The 16523-nt window shown below is 40.0% G+C and carries 10 protein-coding genes; 4 read left to right on the top strand and 6 right to left on the bottom strand.

Annotated features, from left to right (window positions below; genetic code table 11):
• The first annotated feature begins 82 nt into the window (after positions 1-82).
• Entirely contained in the window at positions 83-445 is a 363-nt protein-coding gene (locus G1O98_RS17625; protein ID WP_163930076.1) for a DUF4864 domain-containing protein, read from the top strand.
• A gap of 25 nt (positions 446-470) precedes the next feature.
• Here G1O98_RS17625 and larE read toward each other — a convergent pair whose 3' ends face one another.
• Both larE and hrmK read right to left on the bottom strand, forming a co-directional pair.
• Positions 471-1304 (bottom strand): ATP-dependent sacrificial sulfur transferase LarE, encoded by an 834-nt coding sequence (gene larE / locus G1O98_RS17620; RefSeq protein ID WP_163930074.1) that lies wholly within the window; start codon positions 1302-1304, stop codon positions 471-473.
• A 198-nt stretch (positions 1305-1502) separates the two neighbouring features.
• Positions 1503-3332, bottom strand: coding sequence for a hybrid histidine kinase/response regulator HrmK (gene hrmK / locus G1O98_RS17615; RefSeq protein WP_163930072.1), 1830 nt, complete (start codon positions 3330-3332; stop codon positions 1503-1505).
• Positions 3333-3537: 205 nt separating this feature from the next.
• Between hrmK and G1O98_RS17610 the strand changes: the two genes are divergently transcribed.
• Positions 3538-4404 (top strand): branched-chain amino acid ABC transporter permease, encoded by an 867-nt coding sequence (locus G1O98_RS17610; protein WP_163930070.1) that lies wholly within the window; start codon positions 3538-3540, stop codon positions 4402-4404.
• A 21-nt stretch (positions 4405-4425) separates the two neighbouring features.
• On the opposite strand, the gene G1O98_RS17605 is transcribed toward G1O98_RS17610, so the two are convergent.
• Together G1O98_RS17605 and lipA are read right to left on the bottom strand one after the other, a co-directional pair.
• Positions 4426-4575 carry a photosystem I protein PsaX gene (locus G1O98_RS17605; protein ID WP_012410182.1) on the bottom strand — a complete coding sequence of 50 codons (150 nt, stop codon included), beginning with the start codon at positions 4573-4575 and terminating at the stop codon, positions 4426-4428.
• Positions 4576-4781: 206 nt separating this feature from the next.
• Positions 4782-5702, bottom strand: coding sequence for a lipoyl synthase (gene lipA, locus G1O98_RS17600; RefSeq protein ID WP_163930103.1), 921 nt, complete (start codon positions 5700-5702; stop codon positions 4782-4784).
• Positions 5703-6034: 332 nt separating this feature from the next.
• Between lipA and G1O98_RS17595 the strand changes: the two genes are divergently transcribed.
• Positions 6035-6721: a response regulator gene (locus G1O98_RS17595; RefSeq protein WP_163930067.1), complete on the top strand. Its 687-nt coding sequence runs from the start codon at positions 6035-6037 to the stop codon at positions 6719-6721.
• Between the two features lie 798 nt (positions 6722-7519).
• A complete protein-coding gene (locus tag G1O98_RS17590; RefSeq protein WP_163930065.1) occupies positions 7520-13198 on the top strand; it encodes an ATP-binding sensor histidine kinase in 5679 nt (1892 codons plus the stop codon).
• Positions 13199-13448: 250 nt separating this feature from the next.
• Here the strand turns inward: G1O98_RS17590 and G1O98_RS17585 are convergent, their stop codons facing one another.
• A complete protein-coding gene (locus G1O98_RS17585; protein ID WP_163930101.1) occupies positions 13449-14840 on the bottom strand; it encodes a cytochrome P450 in 1392 nt (463 codons plus the stop codon).
• A gap of 156 nt (positions 14841-14996) precedes the next feature.
• Positions 14997-16013 carry a terpene synthase gene (locus tag G1O98_RS17580; RefSeq protein ID WP_163930063.1) on the bottom strand — a complete coding sequence of 339 codons (1017 nt, stop codon included), beginning with the start codon at positions 16011-16013 and terminating at the stop codon, positions 14997-14999.
• Positions 16014-16523 lie beyond the last annotated feature (510 nt).

Here is a 16523-nt window from a genome sequence, read left to right as displayed (position 1 = left end):
ATCGCTCGACCCTTGAAGCGATGTCTACGATGGTCACTGAGCCAAGTTGAAGTGCGGGCTGCGCCTACGCAATTTTAGATTTATGGAAATTACCGACAACGATGCCATCACCATACGTTCTCTAATTGAAAACCAATTGGCAGCCTTTAAAAAGGATGATGCCCAAGGCGCTTTTGCCTTCGCCAGTCCAGGAATTCAGGCGCAATTTGGTACCCCAGAAAATTTTATGCAGATGGTGAAGATAAGTTACCCAGCAGTATACCGTCCTCGCTCTGTCTTTTTTGAGAAGATAACAACCATCCAGAAAAACATAACTCAGCCAGTGCTACTACTTGCTCCTGATGGAATTCCCTTGAGAGCTTTATATCTTATGGAAAAACAGCCGGATAATGCCTGGAGGATTAATGGCTGCTTTCTAGTTTCTGTAGAAGGTAAAGAAATATAAACTGGATCTCTATAAAACCAAAATTTTATAATTTAACGCCCAAGACTTCCCGATTATTCAAAACCTGATTCAACTTACCACTGCGATAACCTTCCAAATCCAGAGTTACGTAAAGAAATCCAAAATCCTGAAATACAGAAACTACTTTTTGCAAATCTGTCGTTAACACAAACTCTTTAATTTGTTCTGGTGATAATTCAATGCGTGCTGTATCACCTTCTGATCGCACGCGCAAATTTTGCCAACCCAGCTTTCTTAAGAAAATTTCTGCTCTACCAACTCGTTGTAACTTAGCAACAGTAATCTCTTCACCATAAGGAAACCGAGAACTTAGGCAAGGTTGAGCGGGTTTATCCCACCAAGGTAAACCGAGTTGTTGCGAAAGTTGCCGAACTTCAACTTTGGTAACACCCACTTCAGCTAAAGGCGATCGCGCCCCTCTTTCTTTCGCTGCCTGAATTCCTGGGCGATAATCATGCAAATCATCGGCATTTACCCCATCCACTACGTAGGGATAACCCAACTGCAAAGCTAAAGGTTTGAGAGTGTCGTGCAACTCACTTTTACAAAAATAACAGCGATTAACCGGATTAGATGTGTAATTGGGATTTTCCATCTCGTGAGTCTGGACTATTTTATGAGCAATCCCAATAGTTGCGGCTTGAATTTTGGCATCTTCCAACTCTTCTGGCAACAGCGAAGGAGAAACAGCCGTGACAGCCAGAGCGCGATCGCCCAAGGCATCATAAGCAATTTTGGCAACCAAAGTGCTATCAACGCCCCCAGAGTAGGCAATCAATGCCTGCTCCATCTCTTCAAATAAGGCTTTTAATTGCTCAAATTTTTCTGTCAGCATCATTTCCCAATCCTACTCAAACCCTATAGCACCCAACAATTTTTATTGTAGTCATTTGTTATGTTATGGGGCATTGGGCATTGGGCATTGGGCATTGGGAATTGGGCATTGAACATGAAGAAGAGACAAAGAAGAGGGGGGAGACAAGAGAGAGACTTGTTCAATAATTCCCCCCTGCCCCCCTGCTCCCTACCTCTCTCTCTATATTGGCGGTTTGCTGTACTTGGCTACCAGACTGGCTAAAAGTGGTAAATCAATCGGTTTAGAAATATAGTCATTTACTCCGGCTGTTAGACAGGTTTCGCGATCGCCTTTCATCGCCATTGCTGTTTGAACAATTACCGGAATCGTCTGATATTGCTCGTGTTCTCGCAGTTGTCGTACCAAATTAAGACCATTTCCATCTGCCAGAAAAATATCCATTAAAATCACTGCTGGGTCTAGCTTTGTTAGAGCTTCCCACATCTCGGCAGCATTCTTAACCCAAGTCACCTGATATCCTAATTTCCGCAGATAAATTTGCATCAAATCAGCGTTGGGTAAATCATTTTCTACCAACAAAATATCTACAGAAGAACTAGGGGTGAAAGGCAAAGGAGATAAGAAGTACTTTGCCTCCCCTGCCTCCCCTGCTTCCTCATCTCCCCCCACTCCCACCTCTTGCTTAAGGGGAAGTAAAAGGGTAAAACGGGAGCCGCTATCTACTTCAGATTCCACTTTCACAGAACCACCGTGAATTTGGGCGAGTTTGCGAGTCACTGCTAAACCCAAACCAGTCCCCTCAGAACCACCAGCGACAGCCTTAGCAATTTGGAAATAGGGTTCAAATAATTGAGTCTGGTCTTCTTGGGAAATACCACTGCCAGTATCCCAAACTGTAAAATGTACAGATCCACCTTTGGGAACAACCTGTAAGCCAACACTTCCTTTGCTGGTGAACTTTAAGGCATTGAAGAGTAAATTCAACAGCATTTGCTTGAGTCGCAAAGAGTCGGCTACTAGGCTTGTGATATCGGGGTCAATTTCTAGGCACAGTCTTAAACCCTTATTAGCGGCTTTCTCTTTCACCAGTGCCAAAACATTGCTACATAGCAGTGGTACATCTACACTTTCCCACTGCACCTCTAGCTGGTTTGCTTCAATTTTTGAAAGATCCAAAATATCATTAATCAGAGCTAGCAAGTGCTTGCCGCTAGACTGAATGATATTTAAATACTCCCGTTGACGTTCTATAGTTGGTTCGTATCCTGGAGCTAAAAGCAGATGGGTAAACCCAATAATAGAACTAAGCGGTGTGCGAATTTCGTGGCTGGTGTTTGCCAGAAACTGGTTTTTCAACTGATTGGTGCGCTCCAATTCTTGATTGGAGTTACTTAACTCTTGATATTGTTGCTGCCAAGATAGGATATGTCTCAGTTGTACCAAAGCTGTTGTACAGTAGTTGGCAGACCTGGACATCAATTGCGATCGGAGTTGGGCTTTTGATTCTATGAGCGACTCACGATCAGAACTTAGGGGCGCTGCGGCGATAATTAGCCAACCCATAACGCTGCCAGAATCATCAGCTAACCGCCAAGCGCTTGGTGGCTGTTGATTCTCAAGTTGATGTAAATCTTTGAGTTCTATAACCTCTTGCAATCTCAACAGCAGCTTTTTTTCTGCTGTCAGCACATCTACAAATAAAGGTTGTGAGTTTTGAGATGGAGAACGAGAAACATAGCAAACTGTGGCTACAGTTTCTTGTGGTTGAAACATAGCAATGCCGACGGCATAATCTGTAAGTGCCAGATTAGCGCTGTTCATTACACTGTTAATCTCGTTAACCACAGCTTGGAGAACTTCTGATTCTGCGGTTTCTGCCTGTAGGACATTGTTACAAACAGAAAGCAGATAATAATTAAGGCGACTTTGCAACTGGTTCAAGCTGCTCTCCAGCCACAACTTGGCGCGAAGTTGCTGAATTGTTGTCAAAAGTTTTGGCGTTGCATCTATCTGTGAGTTTTGGTCTGGTAAGCTTGAGTACTGCTGCATGGTCAACTAGACCGCTTAACAAATTTAGCTTCACATAAAAATCCGAAAAGGATTTTATGTATATTAGCGGACAATTCTTTTTTATTTATAAACCATAACTTATGTTGTTATAAACCATAACTTATGATGTCGAATTTAGCAGCTAGTCCAAAAAAATTATTATCTGAACCACTGACCTAAAATTTGTGAAAGCAACTTAAGACTTATGGATACACAATTCGCGCAACTAATCGTCAATGGGATTGCGGTAGGGAGCATTATTGCTCTAGCCGCAGTCGGACTGACTCTTACTTATGGAATTTTACGGTTATCTAACTTTGCTCATGGTGACTTTTTAACTTTAGGAGCCTATCTCACCTGGCTGATCAATAGTATTGGAGTTAATATTTGGCTGTCAATGATCTTGGCGGCGGCGGGAACAGTAGCAGCAATGCTGTTATCGGAAAAGTTATTGTGGTCAAAGATGCGCTCTATCCGTGCTACTTCCACTACGCTGATTATTATTTCTATCGGGCTTGCCTTATTTCTTCGCAATGGGATTATTTTTATCTGGGGTGGCAAGAACCAAAACTATAATTTACCTGTCACCACAGCTTTAGACATCTTTGGTTTAAAAGTACCGCAAAATCAATTATTGGTATTGGGGTTAGCGATACTAGTAATTTTTGCGCTGCATTACCTGCTGCAAAATACCAAAATTGGTAAGGCGATGCGAGCAGTTGCTGACGATCTGGACTTAGCCAGGGTTTCAGGTATTAATGTTGACCGAGTAATTTTCTGGACTTGGCTAATTGCTGGCACTCTTACGTCATTGGGAGGCAGCATGTATGGGTTGATTACAGCCGTGCGTCCAAATATGGGATGGTTCTTAATTTTACCGTTATTTGCCTCAGTGATTCTTGGGGGGATTGGCAACCCTTATGGTGCGATCGCAGCAGCTTTTATCATTGGCATTGTCCAAGAAATTAGCACCCCTTGGCTGGGTTCACAGTATAAACAGGGTGTGGCACTGTTGATCATGATTTTGGTGCTGCTCATTCGTCCCAAAGGTTTATTCAAAGGAACGATTTGAGCAGCACCATTCCACTTCTAACTATTCAATAATGTGGAAATAGTACGCCGCTACCAAGAAATTGATAGCTAGCAAGAATATTGCCCAGCCTGTGCGATAGGCGTAGGGAGGTTTTGCTCCACTGTCGGCAACTGCGGAATTTGCAGGATTCTTCGTTGTTTTAGCAGTCATAATGCGATTCTCCTAATGTCATGACTTTTTAAGAAATACCAAACTGGCGTACCAAATACCCAAATTCTTTAAGAATATTTGTGTGAATTTGGAAATTGGGCATTGGGAATTGGAAATTGGGAATTGGGAACTGGAAATTGGGAATTGGGAATTAGTTATTTACCTCTGCCCCCTGCCCCCTGCTCTCTGCCTGTTCCCCTTGCTCCCTACTCCTCATTCCCCACTCCCTCTTCTCCAGCATGATAGGAACTGCGAACCAGAGGCCCAGAACGGACATGGTTGAATCCCATTTCCCATGCTAATCTGCCGAGTTGAGCGAATTCCTCTGGAGTCCAATATTTTTGGACTGGGAGATGTTCAAGAGTTGGACGCATATACTGCCCAATAGTCAAGCGATCGCACCCTACAGCCCTTAAATCAGCCATTGCTTCGACAACTTCATCAAGTGTTTCGCCATGTCCCAGCATCAAACCTGATTTGGTAGGAATTGTCGAATCGATTTCTTTAACCATAGCAAGTACCAAAAGCGAGCGATCGTATTTGGCTCCCCGGCGCACTGGCCCAGTTAATCGCCGCACTGTCTCGATATTGTGATTAAAACAAGCTGGTTTGGCTTCTACAATCATCGCTATGCGTTGGCGTTGACCTGATTCTCCTACACCTGCACCGCCCCAAAAATCTGGGGTCAGCACTTCAATGTGAGTCTCTGGGTTTAACTGACGGATAGTAGCGATCGTCTCCACAAAGTGAGCTGCGCCCTGATCGGGCAAGTCATCACGGGCGACAGAAGTCAGCACTACATAACGCAATCCTAAAAGCTGTACTGCCTGTGCAACCTTTTGGGGTTCCTCTAAATCAAGAGGCATCGGTGCATGACCTTTATCTACTTGGCAAAAAGCACAAGAGCGTGTGCAAGTAGGCCCCATTAGCAAGAAAGTTGCAGTTTTTTGGGCATAGCACTCTCCCCGGTTGGGACAGCGACCTTCTTCGCAAATTGTGTGGATTTGGCGCTGCTTAATAATGCGTTGTACGGTAGAGATTTCACTGGCTTTACCGATAGGACGACGTAACCAGCTAGGCATTGCCGCAATTTCAGACTTTAGTTCGGCTTGTTGTGACGAAATCATAGACATCCAAGCAAGATACGGGTATAAAGTAGTGGTCTTTCAATGGACAAATGATAGACAAGAATAGACGCAGAAGACGGTCTTAATATCTCCGTGTCTCCGTGTCTTTATATGCTTTATGCCTTAGAACAAAGCTAAAGCCTTAAATATCACCATGACATAAATCGAAAAGGGCGCCAGCAAAAGTTTTACAAAACACCTCTAGTAATGTCATTTATACCGAAATATACTATCCCCCAATTGCTAGAAATTTTGTATATAGTGGGAGGATTCTCAAGGACAATCGGCAAAGCCGCTATTTACACTTAAAGTTTCTGTTAGAGCAAACAGTCGTGGCAAGCAACAAGATTTTAGTTATCGATGACACTACAGTTGTCAGAGTAAAAGTACGAGAAATGTTGCCTCCGGGCAATTTTGAGGTACTGGAAGCAAAAGACGGTTTGGAAGGACTAAATTTCATTCTTCAGGAAAAACTCAGCTTGATTATGCTGGATTTTCTGTTGCCTAAAATGAGTGGCTGGGAGGTTTTCCAGAAAGTTCAAGCCGATCCGGAATTAAGAAAAATTCCTTTGGTGATCATGTCTGGTCGCAAGGAAGAAGTAACTGAGAAAATCACAGAACCCTTTGAATACTTTGAATTTTTGGGCAAGCCTTTTGATCAGAAGCAACTAATTAACGCAATTAAGTTAGCTATGAGTAAGGCGAAACAGCCGCGCCCAGAATTAGTCGCAGTAGGAGCAGGGGTTGCTGTTAAAAATAGCACAGTTGCTACTTCTAGTGTTGCTACTACTACGGTAGCAGCCCCTAGCGTTGCAAATACTGCTAATGTAGCAACTCCTACTGCTGCCAATATTGCGATGCCTACGGCGGCAAGCAACGCAACCCCTACTGCCGGAGGAGTCTCTGAAGCAGAAATTAATGCGTTGAACGAGAAAATTGTCAAAATGCAAGCTGAAATCGATGGCTTGAAGAAACAGCTAACTCAAGTTGTTACCTTTATCAAACAAAAAATAAAGTAGCGTTTGTATTCATTATTATTATCGCAGCCGAAATACCCCGTTCATCATACTGGGTGTGCTATTAAAAGCGGGTAAAAATAGTTAATTCAAAAATACTTATCTTGACAAATGATCGTTGACAACAAAATTCAAAAACAGGAAAAAACTACATAAACTACATATAGGGGTAATTAATAAATTGCCTCTATATTTAATTTTGTGTAAGTTTTATAGGTGCCTCTTCAAAAATAAATATAGCAATCCGATTTGATTTCTGTTCGCGCAGCGTGGCGTAGCCATAATTATTTGCGTGGTGCACGTTCGCGTTGGCGAAGCCTCTCGTAGAGAAGCGAAGCGCAAGCGCGATAGGCAGGCAATAGTCAAGAAGGCTCTTTGAGCTATATTGATTTTTTCAAAAATAAAATATGAGTCCTATAGTATCAGTTGTTAGTCTACTGAAACAGTCCTAGACCAACTAAACCTGCCGCAGTTTGTTCTTAACCTAAGAAAAACAGCAGGCTTTTTATTGGTTAGTCTTCCAGACATACAATCTGCATCATAACTTGACAAATAACCTACAGATAGAAAGCAGTAATACGGAACATTTGCCAGATACAGTTAGTAAAAACATTTTTACTAACTTATGTTTTTATACCCAAATTAGTCTATTCAAAATTACATAGTTCCAGAGAAGATATGTATTAAAAAATTATTTTTATTAATACAAATTAAACAAATGAAATTATTATTTCATGATAATGATAGCCTTCGCACGGGAATACTAAGACATAGAAACAAGAATTATGAGCATAGGCTGCAATGTTAGTAGTATTAGATACATTATATGCGTTCCCTGGCTATCACATCACCGAGCAAATATACTCAGGTAGTAAAACTCTAGTTTATCGGGGCATTAGAGAACAAGACCAAAAACCAGTTGTTCTCAAATTAATGCGGAATGAATATCCTACGTTCGCGGAAATCGCCCAGTTCCGCAATCAGTATATCATCACCAAAAACCTCGATATTCCTGGCATACTCAAAACCTATAGCCTAGAAAGCTACCGTAACAGCTACATCTTAGTTATGGAAGATTTTGGCGGCATTTCCCTGCAAGACTGGCGAATAGAGAACAAGGAAAAAAAGGAAAACTATCTTTCTCTCAATGAGTTTTTCAATATTGCTATTAAAATTGCTTCTACCCTTGAGAGACTACATCGCGATCGCATCATTCACAAAGACATCAAGCCTGCCAACATCCTAATAAACCCTACCACAGATGAAGTAAAAATCATCGACTTTAGTATTGCCACCCTCCTACCAAGAGAAATTCAATTTCTCACGAATCCCAACATCTTAGAAGGTACTCTGGCTTACATTTCTCCAGAACAAACTGGAAGGATGAACCGGGGTATCGACTATCGCACTGATTTTTATTCCCTTGGTATTACCTTCTTTCAACTCCTCACCGGACAGTTACCCTTCACGACTAAAGATCCGATGGAGTTAGTTTACTCTCATATCGCCAAACAACCGCTAAAAGCCAGCCGCATTAATTCTAAGATTCCAGCAATTTTGTCTGAAATTATCAATAAGCTGATGGCGAAAAACGCCGAAGACCGCTATCAGAGTGCTTTGGGGTTAAAGCATGACTTGGAGGTGTGCCAAAAGCAGTGGCAAGAAACAGGAAATATTGCACCCTTTGAAGTAGGAATGAGGGACATCTCAGACCGTTTCGTAATCCCTGAAAAACTCTATGGTCGTCAAGGTGAAGTTGAAACCCTACTCGCTGCTTTTAAGCGTGTAACAGAAGGGGCAACAGAAATGATATTAGTCGCGGGTTTCTCTGGCATTGGCAAAACTGCTGTCGTCAATGAAGTCCACAAACCTATTGTGCGACAGCGTAGTTACTTCATCAAAGGAAAATTTGACCAGTTTCAACGTGACATTCCCTTATCAGGATTGGTGCAAGCTTTTAGAGATTTAATCGGGCAACTACTCTCAGAAACTGATGCCCAAATACAACTATGGAAAGCCAAAATCCTGCGGGAATTGGGTACACAAACTCAGGTAATTATCGATGTAATCCCAGAACTCGAACAAATTGTTGGTAAGCAAGCTCCGGTTACAGAACTCTCTGGCAGTGCTGCCCAAAATCGTTTCAATTTATTGTTTCAAAAATTCATTCAAATCTTTACAACTAAAGAACATCCCCTAGTTATCTTTCTTGATGACTTGCAATGGGCAGATACAGCATCTTTAAAAATAATTCAGTTACTAATGTGTGAAAGTATTTCATCTTCTTTGGCAAGAAATGTAGAAGACACACATGAGAATCAGGGAGGTTTATTGTTAATTGGTTCTTATCGAGACAATGAAGTTTTCAAAGTAGATCCGCTTTATTTGACACTACAGGAGATTGAAAAAGCCGGAGCAGCTATTAATACAATCACCTTAGCATCTTTAAATCAAGGTGATTTAAATAATCTCATTGCTGATACTCTGCATTGTGCTGAAGCAATCGCAGTTCCGCTCACCCAAATGGTGTTTGCCAAAACCAAAGGCAACCCATTCTTTTCCGTGCAATTCCTCAAGTCTTTACACGATGATGGACTAATTGTATTAAACTTTGATGTTGGCCATTGGCAGTATGATATTTCCAAAGTTAAAGAGTTAGCTCTCACAGATGATGTAGTAGAATTTATTGCCCTACAAATAGAAAAATTGCCAATATATACCCAAAAGATTTTAAAACTAGCTGCCTGTATTGGTAATCAATTTGACTTAAATAGTCTAGCGATCGTCAACGAAAAATCTGTAGTAGATACAGCATCAGATTTGTGGCAAGCATTACTTGAGGGACTAATCTTACCACAGACTGAAAATTACAACATCTTTGCGAAAGAAAATACTAATCAAGAATTCATTGTTCATGGAATAGAATCTATAGAATTTTCCAGTTCTAATTTACAGCTACCTAAATATAAATTCGTACACGATCGAGTGCAGCAAGCAGCTTATTCTTTGATTCCTGAAGAACAAAAAAAGCCAATTCACTTAAAGATTGGGCTACTTTTATTAAACAATATTCCAGTTGCAGAACATGAAGAAAAGATTTTTGAACTTGTCAATCAGTTTAATATTGCAGTAGAATTCATCTCTCCTCAAACTAAACGAGATGAACTAGCCCAGATGAATCTAACTGCTGGAAGAAAAGCTTTAGCATCAACAGCTTATACATCTGCTGTGAAGTATTTAACTACCGGCATCCTACTGATGACCGATGATAGCTGGGAGACTAAATATAAGCTCATCCTAGCTTTGTATGAGACAGCATCAGAGGCAGCGTATCTAGCTGGCGACTTTAGGCAAATGGAGCAATTAGTAGAGGTAGTATTGGCACGAGCGAAAACACTGCTGGAGAAAGTAAAAGTTTATGAAATCAAAATTAAAGCCTATGGAGCGCAGAACCAAGCACTAGAATCTGTCAGGACTGCACTAAGTGTTCTAAACTTATTGGAAGTTGAGTTGCCTGAAAAGCCGAGCCAGTCAGATATTCAGCTAGCGATCGCTGAATTAACATCAAATTTAAATGGAAAGCGTATTGAGGATTTAATTGACCTGCCAGAAATGACGGCAAAACAAACATTGGTAGTTATGCAGATTCTATCCAATGCACTTTTTTTCGCCTATGCAGTCACTCCTGAACTTTTTCTACTGATTGTTATTAAACAAATCAACTTGTCGCTCAAATACGGCAATGCTCCCTTGTCCGCCTTTGCATACGTTCTTTACGGAACGATCCTTTGTAGCGGAATGGGAGATATTCAGTCTGGTTATCATTTTGGCAAACTAGCTTTAACTTTGGTGGCTAAATACAACGCTAAAGAAGTTGAAGCAAAAGTTATGGTAGTATTTCATGCAGGTATCCGGCATTGGAAAGAGCATCCTAAAGAAACATTAAATCCTGTACTGGAGGCTTACTCTCTGGTGATGGAAACGGGTAATTTAGAATTTGCAGCCACAGCTCTTCAGTCTTATTGCTTCTGTTGTTATTCCATAGGTAGAGAACTGACAGAGCTGGAACCCGAAATAGCAAACTACAGCAATGCCCTGAAGCAAATTAAGCAAGAAAGAGCCTTTAATTGGAATTGCATCTATCAACAGAGTGTCTTAAATTTATTGGGGGTTGGAGAAGATCCTTGCCGTTTAATTGGTGAAGCCTATGATGAGGAAAAAATGCTGCCGCTTCACTTGGAAGCCAAGGATGGAATCGGACTTTTATATCTATATTTCCACAAACTACATTTATGCTACTTGTTTCAGCAGTTCCCTCAAGCAGCTGAAAATGCCACCCTGGCAGAAAAGTATTTAGATAGTGGTACAGGGCAACTGGTTGTTCCTTTTTTCTATTTTTACGATTCTCTGGCTAAACTAGCAGTGTATACTGACGCATCTGATTCAGAACAAAAGTGCATTCTCGATCGGGTGCAAGCTAATCAGGAAAAGATACAATATTGGGCATATCATGCCCCAATGAATAATTGGCATAAATTTTATTTGGTGGAGGCAGAAAGATATCGGGTTGGAGGGAAATATCTTGAAGCAATGGAAGCATACGATCGTGCTATCTCCCTAGCTCAAGAACATGACTATAAGAATGAAGTAGCTTTGGCTCAGGAACTTGCAGCTAAATTTTATCTAAAATGGGATAAGCAAAAAATTGCCCAAACCTACTTGATTGATGCCTACTATGGATACGTTAATTGGGGAGCAAAAGCCAAAGTTGATGATTTGGCAAAACGCTATCCTCAATTACTTGGTTCTATATTCCAGCAAGAAAAAGTAAGTATCAACTCCAGCAAGGAAAACACTTCTTTCAATAACACATCTATATCATCTTTATCTACTCTGAGTAATCATCAAACTGTTATTGGTTCGAAGACAAGTATTTCTGACTCTTTGGATTTAGCCGCATTCATTAAAGCATCTCAAGCACTCTCTGGAGAAATCGAGCTTGAACGATTACTTTCTACTTTAATGGAAGTTGTAATGGAGAATGCAGGAGCTTCTAAATGCGCTTTAATTTTAAGCGAAGGCGATAATTTAGCATTAACTGTCACAGCGGTTTGTTCAAGTTCCAACTTTGAGCAAACCTACACTGAGTTCCCATCAACTTACCTTGAGTCAAGCTATGATGTTCCCGTTACTTTGATTAACTACGTTAAACGCTCTAGAGAAATCTTGGTTATTGATGATGCAAGGGCTGTTTCTTTTCTAGCAAGTGATAACTACATTATTAGTGAAGAACCTAAGAGTTTGTTGTCTATACCTCTTTTAAATCAAGGTAAATTGATTGGGATTATTTACCTAGAAAATCATCTGACAACAGGAGCATTTACACGCGATCGCGTAGAAGTACTCAAACTCCTCACCACTCAAGCAGCAATATGCTTAGAGAATGCTATCCTCTACAAAAATTTGGCCAAAGCTAAAGAAAGCTTAGAGGAATACAACCATACCTTAGAAGAAAAAGTTCAGGAAAGAACGCAGGAACTCAACGACAAAAATAACTGTTTACAAGAGACTCTACAGGAATTACAGCGTACCCAAATTCAATTGATTCAAAGTGAAAAAATGTCTTCTCTAGGACAAATGGTAGCGGGCATTGCTCATGAAATAAATAACCCTATTAACTTTATTCATGGCAATATTAATCACGCTGGTGAGTATGTCCAAGACTTGCTTGACTTGCTAGTTATTTATCAGCAAGAATATCCCCATCCTTCGCCTTTAATTGAGGATAAATATGAGGAAATTGATATAGATTTTCTATCAGAAGACTTGCCAAAGATTCTAGATTCAATGAAAGTTGGTAGTTCGCGTATCCGAAATATAGTTTTGAGCTTACGTAATTTTTCTCGTCTAGATGAATCTGAGATGAAGCCTGTAGATATTCATGAAGGGATAGACAGCACCTTAATGATTTTGCAACACCGACTTAAAGAAAAAAGCAATTTTACTGAGATTGAAGTCATCAAAGAATATGGGAAATTACCGGAAGTTATTTGTTACCCTGGTCAACTAAATCAGGTGTTTATGAATATTCTGAGTAATGCAATCGATGCTTTAGAAGATTCATTCGTCATTGATCATCAATCGCTGGTAAATGACAAAGAACAAGTAAGCAAGGATATAAAGTCATCATCGACTTCTCATTTAGTAGGAAAAATTCACATTTTTACTGAACTAACAGATTCTAAGACGGCAATAATTCGGATTGCTGATAACGGTTCTGGTATGACAAAAGCAGTACAGCAAAAAATATTTGACCCATTTTTCACCACTAAATCAGTAGGAAGTGGCACAGGGTTAGGGTTATCAATTAGCTATAAGATTATTGTGGACAAACACAAAGGTAGTTTAACCTGTGATTCTACGCCAGGAGAGGGAACTAAGTTTACTATTGAGATACCAATGCAACAGTTAGACGGCTAGATTAGTAATCTGTCAAGCCAAAATGTAAGACTTTAGGGACAATTCATGAATTGCCCCTACAACAAATGTTGTTTTTCAAATCGTTCCTATTTAATCCTTTCTGTCAATGCGTAATCCCTATAGCAATCTTAAATCATTTGTGAAAGAGAAAATTGCTGAAACGCTTTAAGATACGTACTTTTAATCTCAATATTTTCTCAAGTTTGAATTCGGATTGCTATATATTCATTAAAATAGCCCTGACAGCTCGCTAAAAGACGGGTGTAGTTGTCATATTCACTAGAGGCTCTTCACGCACACGTCTTCCTGTAACTACCATCTTGACACCATTAGCAGGGGCAAGTGCAAAACCTCGACGTTGAGGACGCTCTTGGCGCTTACCAACTAGATTGAGTTGATAGCCTGACAGGACTTTTGCTAATACTAACTTCATTTCAAACATAGCCAAAGCTTCACCTATACAGCGACGGACTCCACCACCAAAGGGCAAGAATTCATAGGTAGAAAATTCGTGTTCTAAAAAGCGTTCTGGTTTAAATTGCTGAGGTTGGGGATATAAATCCTCACGCTGATGAGTCAGGTAAATACTGGGAAGCAGTAATGTTCCAGAAGCTAAAGGATGTCCTAGTAGTTCACAGGGTTCTTGGACTAGCCTGGGGAACGCAAACATCGTAACAGGGTGAATTCGCAAAGTTTCATTACAAACAGCCGTGAGATAAGGCAGTTGGAAGATCCTCATAGGATCTGGGGAATCACCGAGAGAATCAAGTTCCTGAAGCAATTTCTCTTGGACTTCCGGTAAATGATGAATCCAATACAATCCCCAAGCCATTGCTGTTGCCACTGTTTCATGTCCTGCTATAATCAGCGTCATTAAATCATCGCGCAGCTCTTGATCTGTCATGGGGTTACCCGCTTCATCTCGTGCTGACATCAGCAACGATAAGATATCCACGCGATCTGGATTGGGTTGCTCCCGACGTTGAGCAATTTCAGCGTAAAGCAATTCATAAATTTGTTGCCGTTGACGCAGAAACCATCCCCAAGGACTCCAAGCTCCTAAATCTTGTTGTAGAAAGGGGAAAAAGAGAAAGCTAGAAGTCAAGGGTGAGCCAAAGAGATCCAGAAGCAACGTCATTAAGCGCTTGATTTCGTGATAATATCCTCCTTCATGCAAGCCAAAGATAGCCTGCAAAATAATTTGCAGAGAAATCTCCTGCATTGCAGTACGAGCTAAAAAGGGCTTATTTAGTGGTAACTGACTCAAAACTTGTTCAGTCAAATTAGAGATCAAAGAACCATAGGCTCGCATCCTTTCGCCATGAAAAGAAGGCATTATGAGTTGTCGCCGACGTTTATGGCGTTCACCGTTCAGCATTAAGAGTGAATATTCCCCGGCTAAGGGTTCAAAAACTCTGTTCCCTTCACCAACGAATATAAACTTCTTCCTATCGTTAGTGAAAATTTCCTTAATTGCTTGAGGATGGTTCACGAAAACCACAGTATCCCCAAAACCAATTACCTCAGCAGTAAAAATATCGGGATATTGTTGAGCTGCATTTTCCATAAAACTAACAGGGTTTGCAACCCACTGGATTTTCTGGAGTAAGGAGGGAGTTTTGAGTGGATTAGGTAGTTGGATTTTATTTTTCATACTGAAATTGTGTTACTTTTTATCGTTGATTTTGGATTAATATTGATTAACTTTGAAGCAGTAAAATTTCACATGCTCCCAACTACGCTTTAAAAAAAAATTATTGAGAGCATTGTGAAAAATATTAACTGAAATGGTATTTTTTCAGGATGGTAATAAAACTTTCGTATTGCTTTGAGGTTTATCTAGCTCCAAAGTTTCTACTAACTCCAGCCTTTCTACAGTTTGATAGCGAGCTGAATTAAAGTACCAATCGAGATTTCCGCGTATCCAGGCGTACATTCCTGATATGTATTTTGCGAGTTCAGCATCTAATTCTTCTCCAAAAGAGGGCAAAGATGCTTGTAATTTAATTAGTTCTTGTACCTCTCGATCGTGGATTTCGATTGCACGCTTAATCGCTAATTCTAGAGGTATTTGCTGTTGATAGTGCAATACTAATACTAGATTGTGAACATCACCACTTGCCATTTCTCTAGCATACGAAAAGATATCATTACACCAGGCAAGAATATTAATTGTCTTCTCCTTGAGTTTTTTGAAGATGTCGTGCTGTCGTAAAATATCAGGAATCAACAATTGATCGCAAAATTCAATCAGTACTACGGTAAGATCGCCAGCTGAACTGAAGTTCCGTATTCTGATATAAGTATCAATATCCGGTATAATTTCCTGTGCGCGGTTACTTGCTTCCTCTACACATCCGGCAAAGTATTCCTCAAAGCTACAAACAAAGTGATGGAACCATTTTATGCTCCCTATTTGGAGCATCCGTTGTCGGAGGTTACTTAAAGCATAGCTAAGATGTATGTCATTGCTTTTAAGTTCTGCTCCATTTAATACTTCAATAAATCTCTTGTGAAAAAGCTTGAGTACTTCAGGTTTTTGTCCTAAATCTGACATATCGCATTGGTCATCCCAAATAAACAGCCAACTGAACAAGTCACTAGCAATCTTTATTTTTTCTAGATCACAGTAAGGATAAGCACCTGCTACTAGCTTGAAAAAATTTGACTTTGTGAAGCGTTGATAAACTGATTCATTTGCTAATAAATTAAAGCGAGTTACCCATTCAAGAGCGTACTCTTCTAAAACATCAACATGATCATTGATATGAGATGAAAATGGACAGTATAAATCAGAGGAAAGTGGTTCCTTCATAGAAATATATTAGTTATGAGTAGCGAACAGAAATTACAAAAGAAGAAAATTAATAGACTCATAGAGAGTCTATATAAATCTTTTTGAAATTCAGTTTAAGCCCATACGCTCCACAGTATGGAAATGATATCTACGTTGCTTTGAGTGGTACGTAAATTTATCTGAATATTTCAAAACTTAAGCAGTATTGTTAAACTTTCTTTGAAAGAAGATAACCGCAATTACACGTAATTATATTTTTTTTCAAAAATAGTAATATTAGAGACTATTCATAATAAATGCTGTTGACTAACTGAAAAAAATAACTTATGTTATCCACTTAATTGTTCTGAGATAGCACAATTTTATAAAAAGGCAAGGGTAATAATCACTAATTTTAGAGCGATCGCCTTCATGAAAGAACAGCTTCAACTCTAGTGAAAGTGCAGATTTATATAGGAATCATATTTGATTTTTGAAAAAGACTACGAGATAATACTGAGGTAAATATCGGTCTAAGAGTGAACCATG

The organism is Nostoc sp. UIC 10630 (genome assembly GCF_010747425.1).
Lineage (GTDB): Bacteria > Cyanobacteriota > Cyanobacteriia > Cyanobacteriales > Nostocaceae > Nostoc.
This window is presented reverse-complemented; position numbering and strand designations above follow the sequence as displayed.

What these genes read in the sequence shown, in the direction of transcription:
- G1O98_RS17625 (WP_163930076.1), top strand. Translation starts at nt 83, where the DNA reads ATGGAAATTACCGACAACGATGCCATCACCATACGTTCTCTAATTGAA.
- larE (WP_163930074.1), bottom strand. Translation starts at nt 1,304, where the DNA reads ATGATGCTGACAGAAAAATTTGAGCAATTAAAAGCCTTATTTGAAGAG.
- hrmK (WP_163930072.1), bottom strand. Translation starts at nt 3,332, where the DNA reads ATGCAGCAGTACTCAAGCTTACCAGACCAAAACTCACAGATAGATGCA.
- G1O98_RS17610 (WP_163930070.1), top strand. Translation starts at nt 3,538, where the DNA reads ATGGATACACAATTCGCGCAACTAATCGTCAATGGGATTGCGGTAGGG.
- G1O98_RS17605 (WP_012410182.1), bottom strand. Translation starts at nt 4,575, where the DNA reads ATGACTGCTAAAACAACGAAGAATCCTGCAAATTCCGCAGTTGCCGAC.
- lipA (WP_163930103.1), bottom strand. Translation starts at nt 5,702, where the DNA reads ATGATTTCGTCACAACAAGCCGAACTAAAGTCTGAAATTGCGGCAATG.
- G1O98_RS17590 (WP_163930065.1), top strand. Translation starts at nt 7,520, where the DNA reads ATGTTAGTAGTATTAGATACATTATATGCGTTCCCTGGCTATCACATC.
- G1O98_RS17580 (WP_163930063.1), bottom strand. Translation starts at nt 16,013, where the DNA reads ATGAAGGAACCACTTTCCTCTGATTTATACTGTCCATTTTCATCTCAT.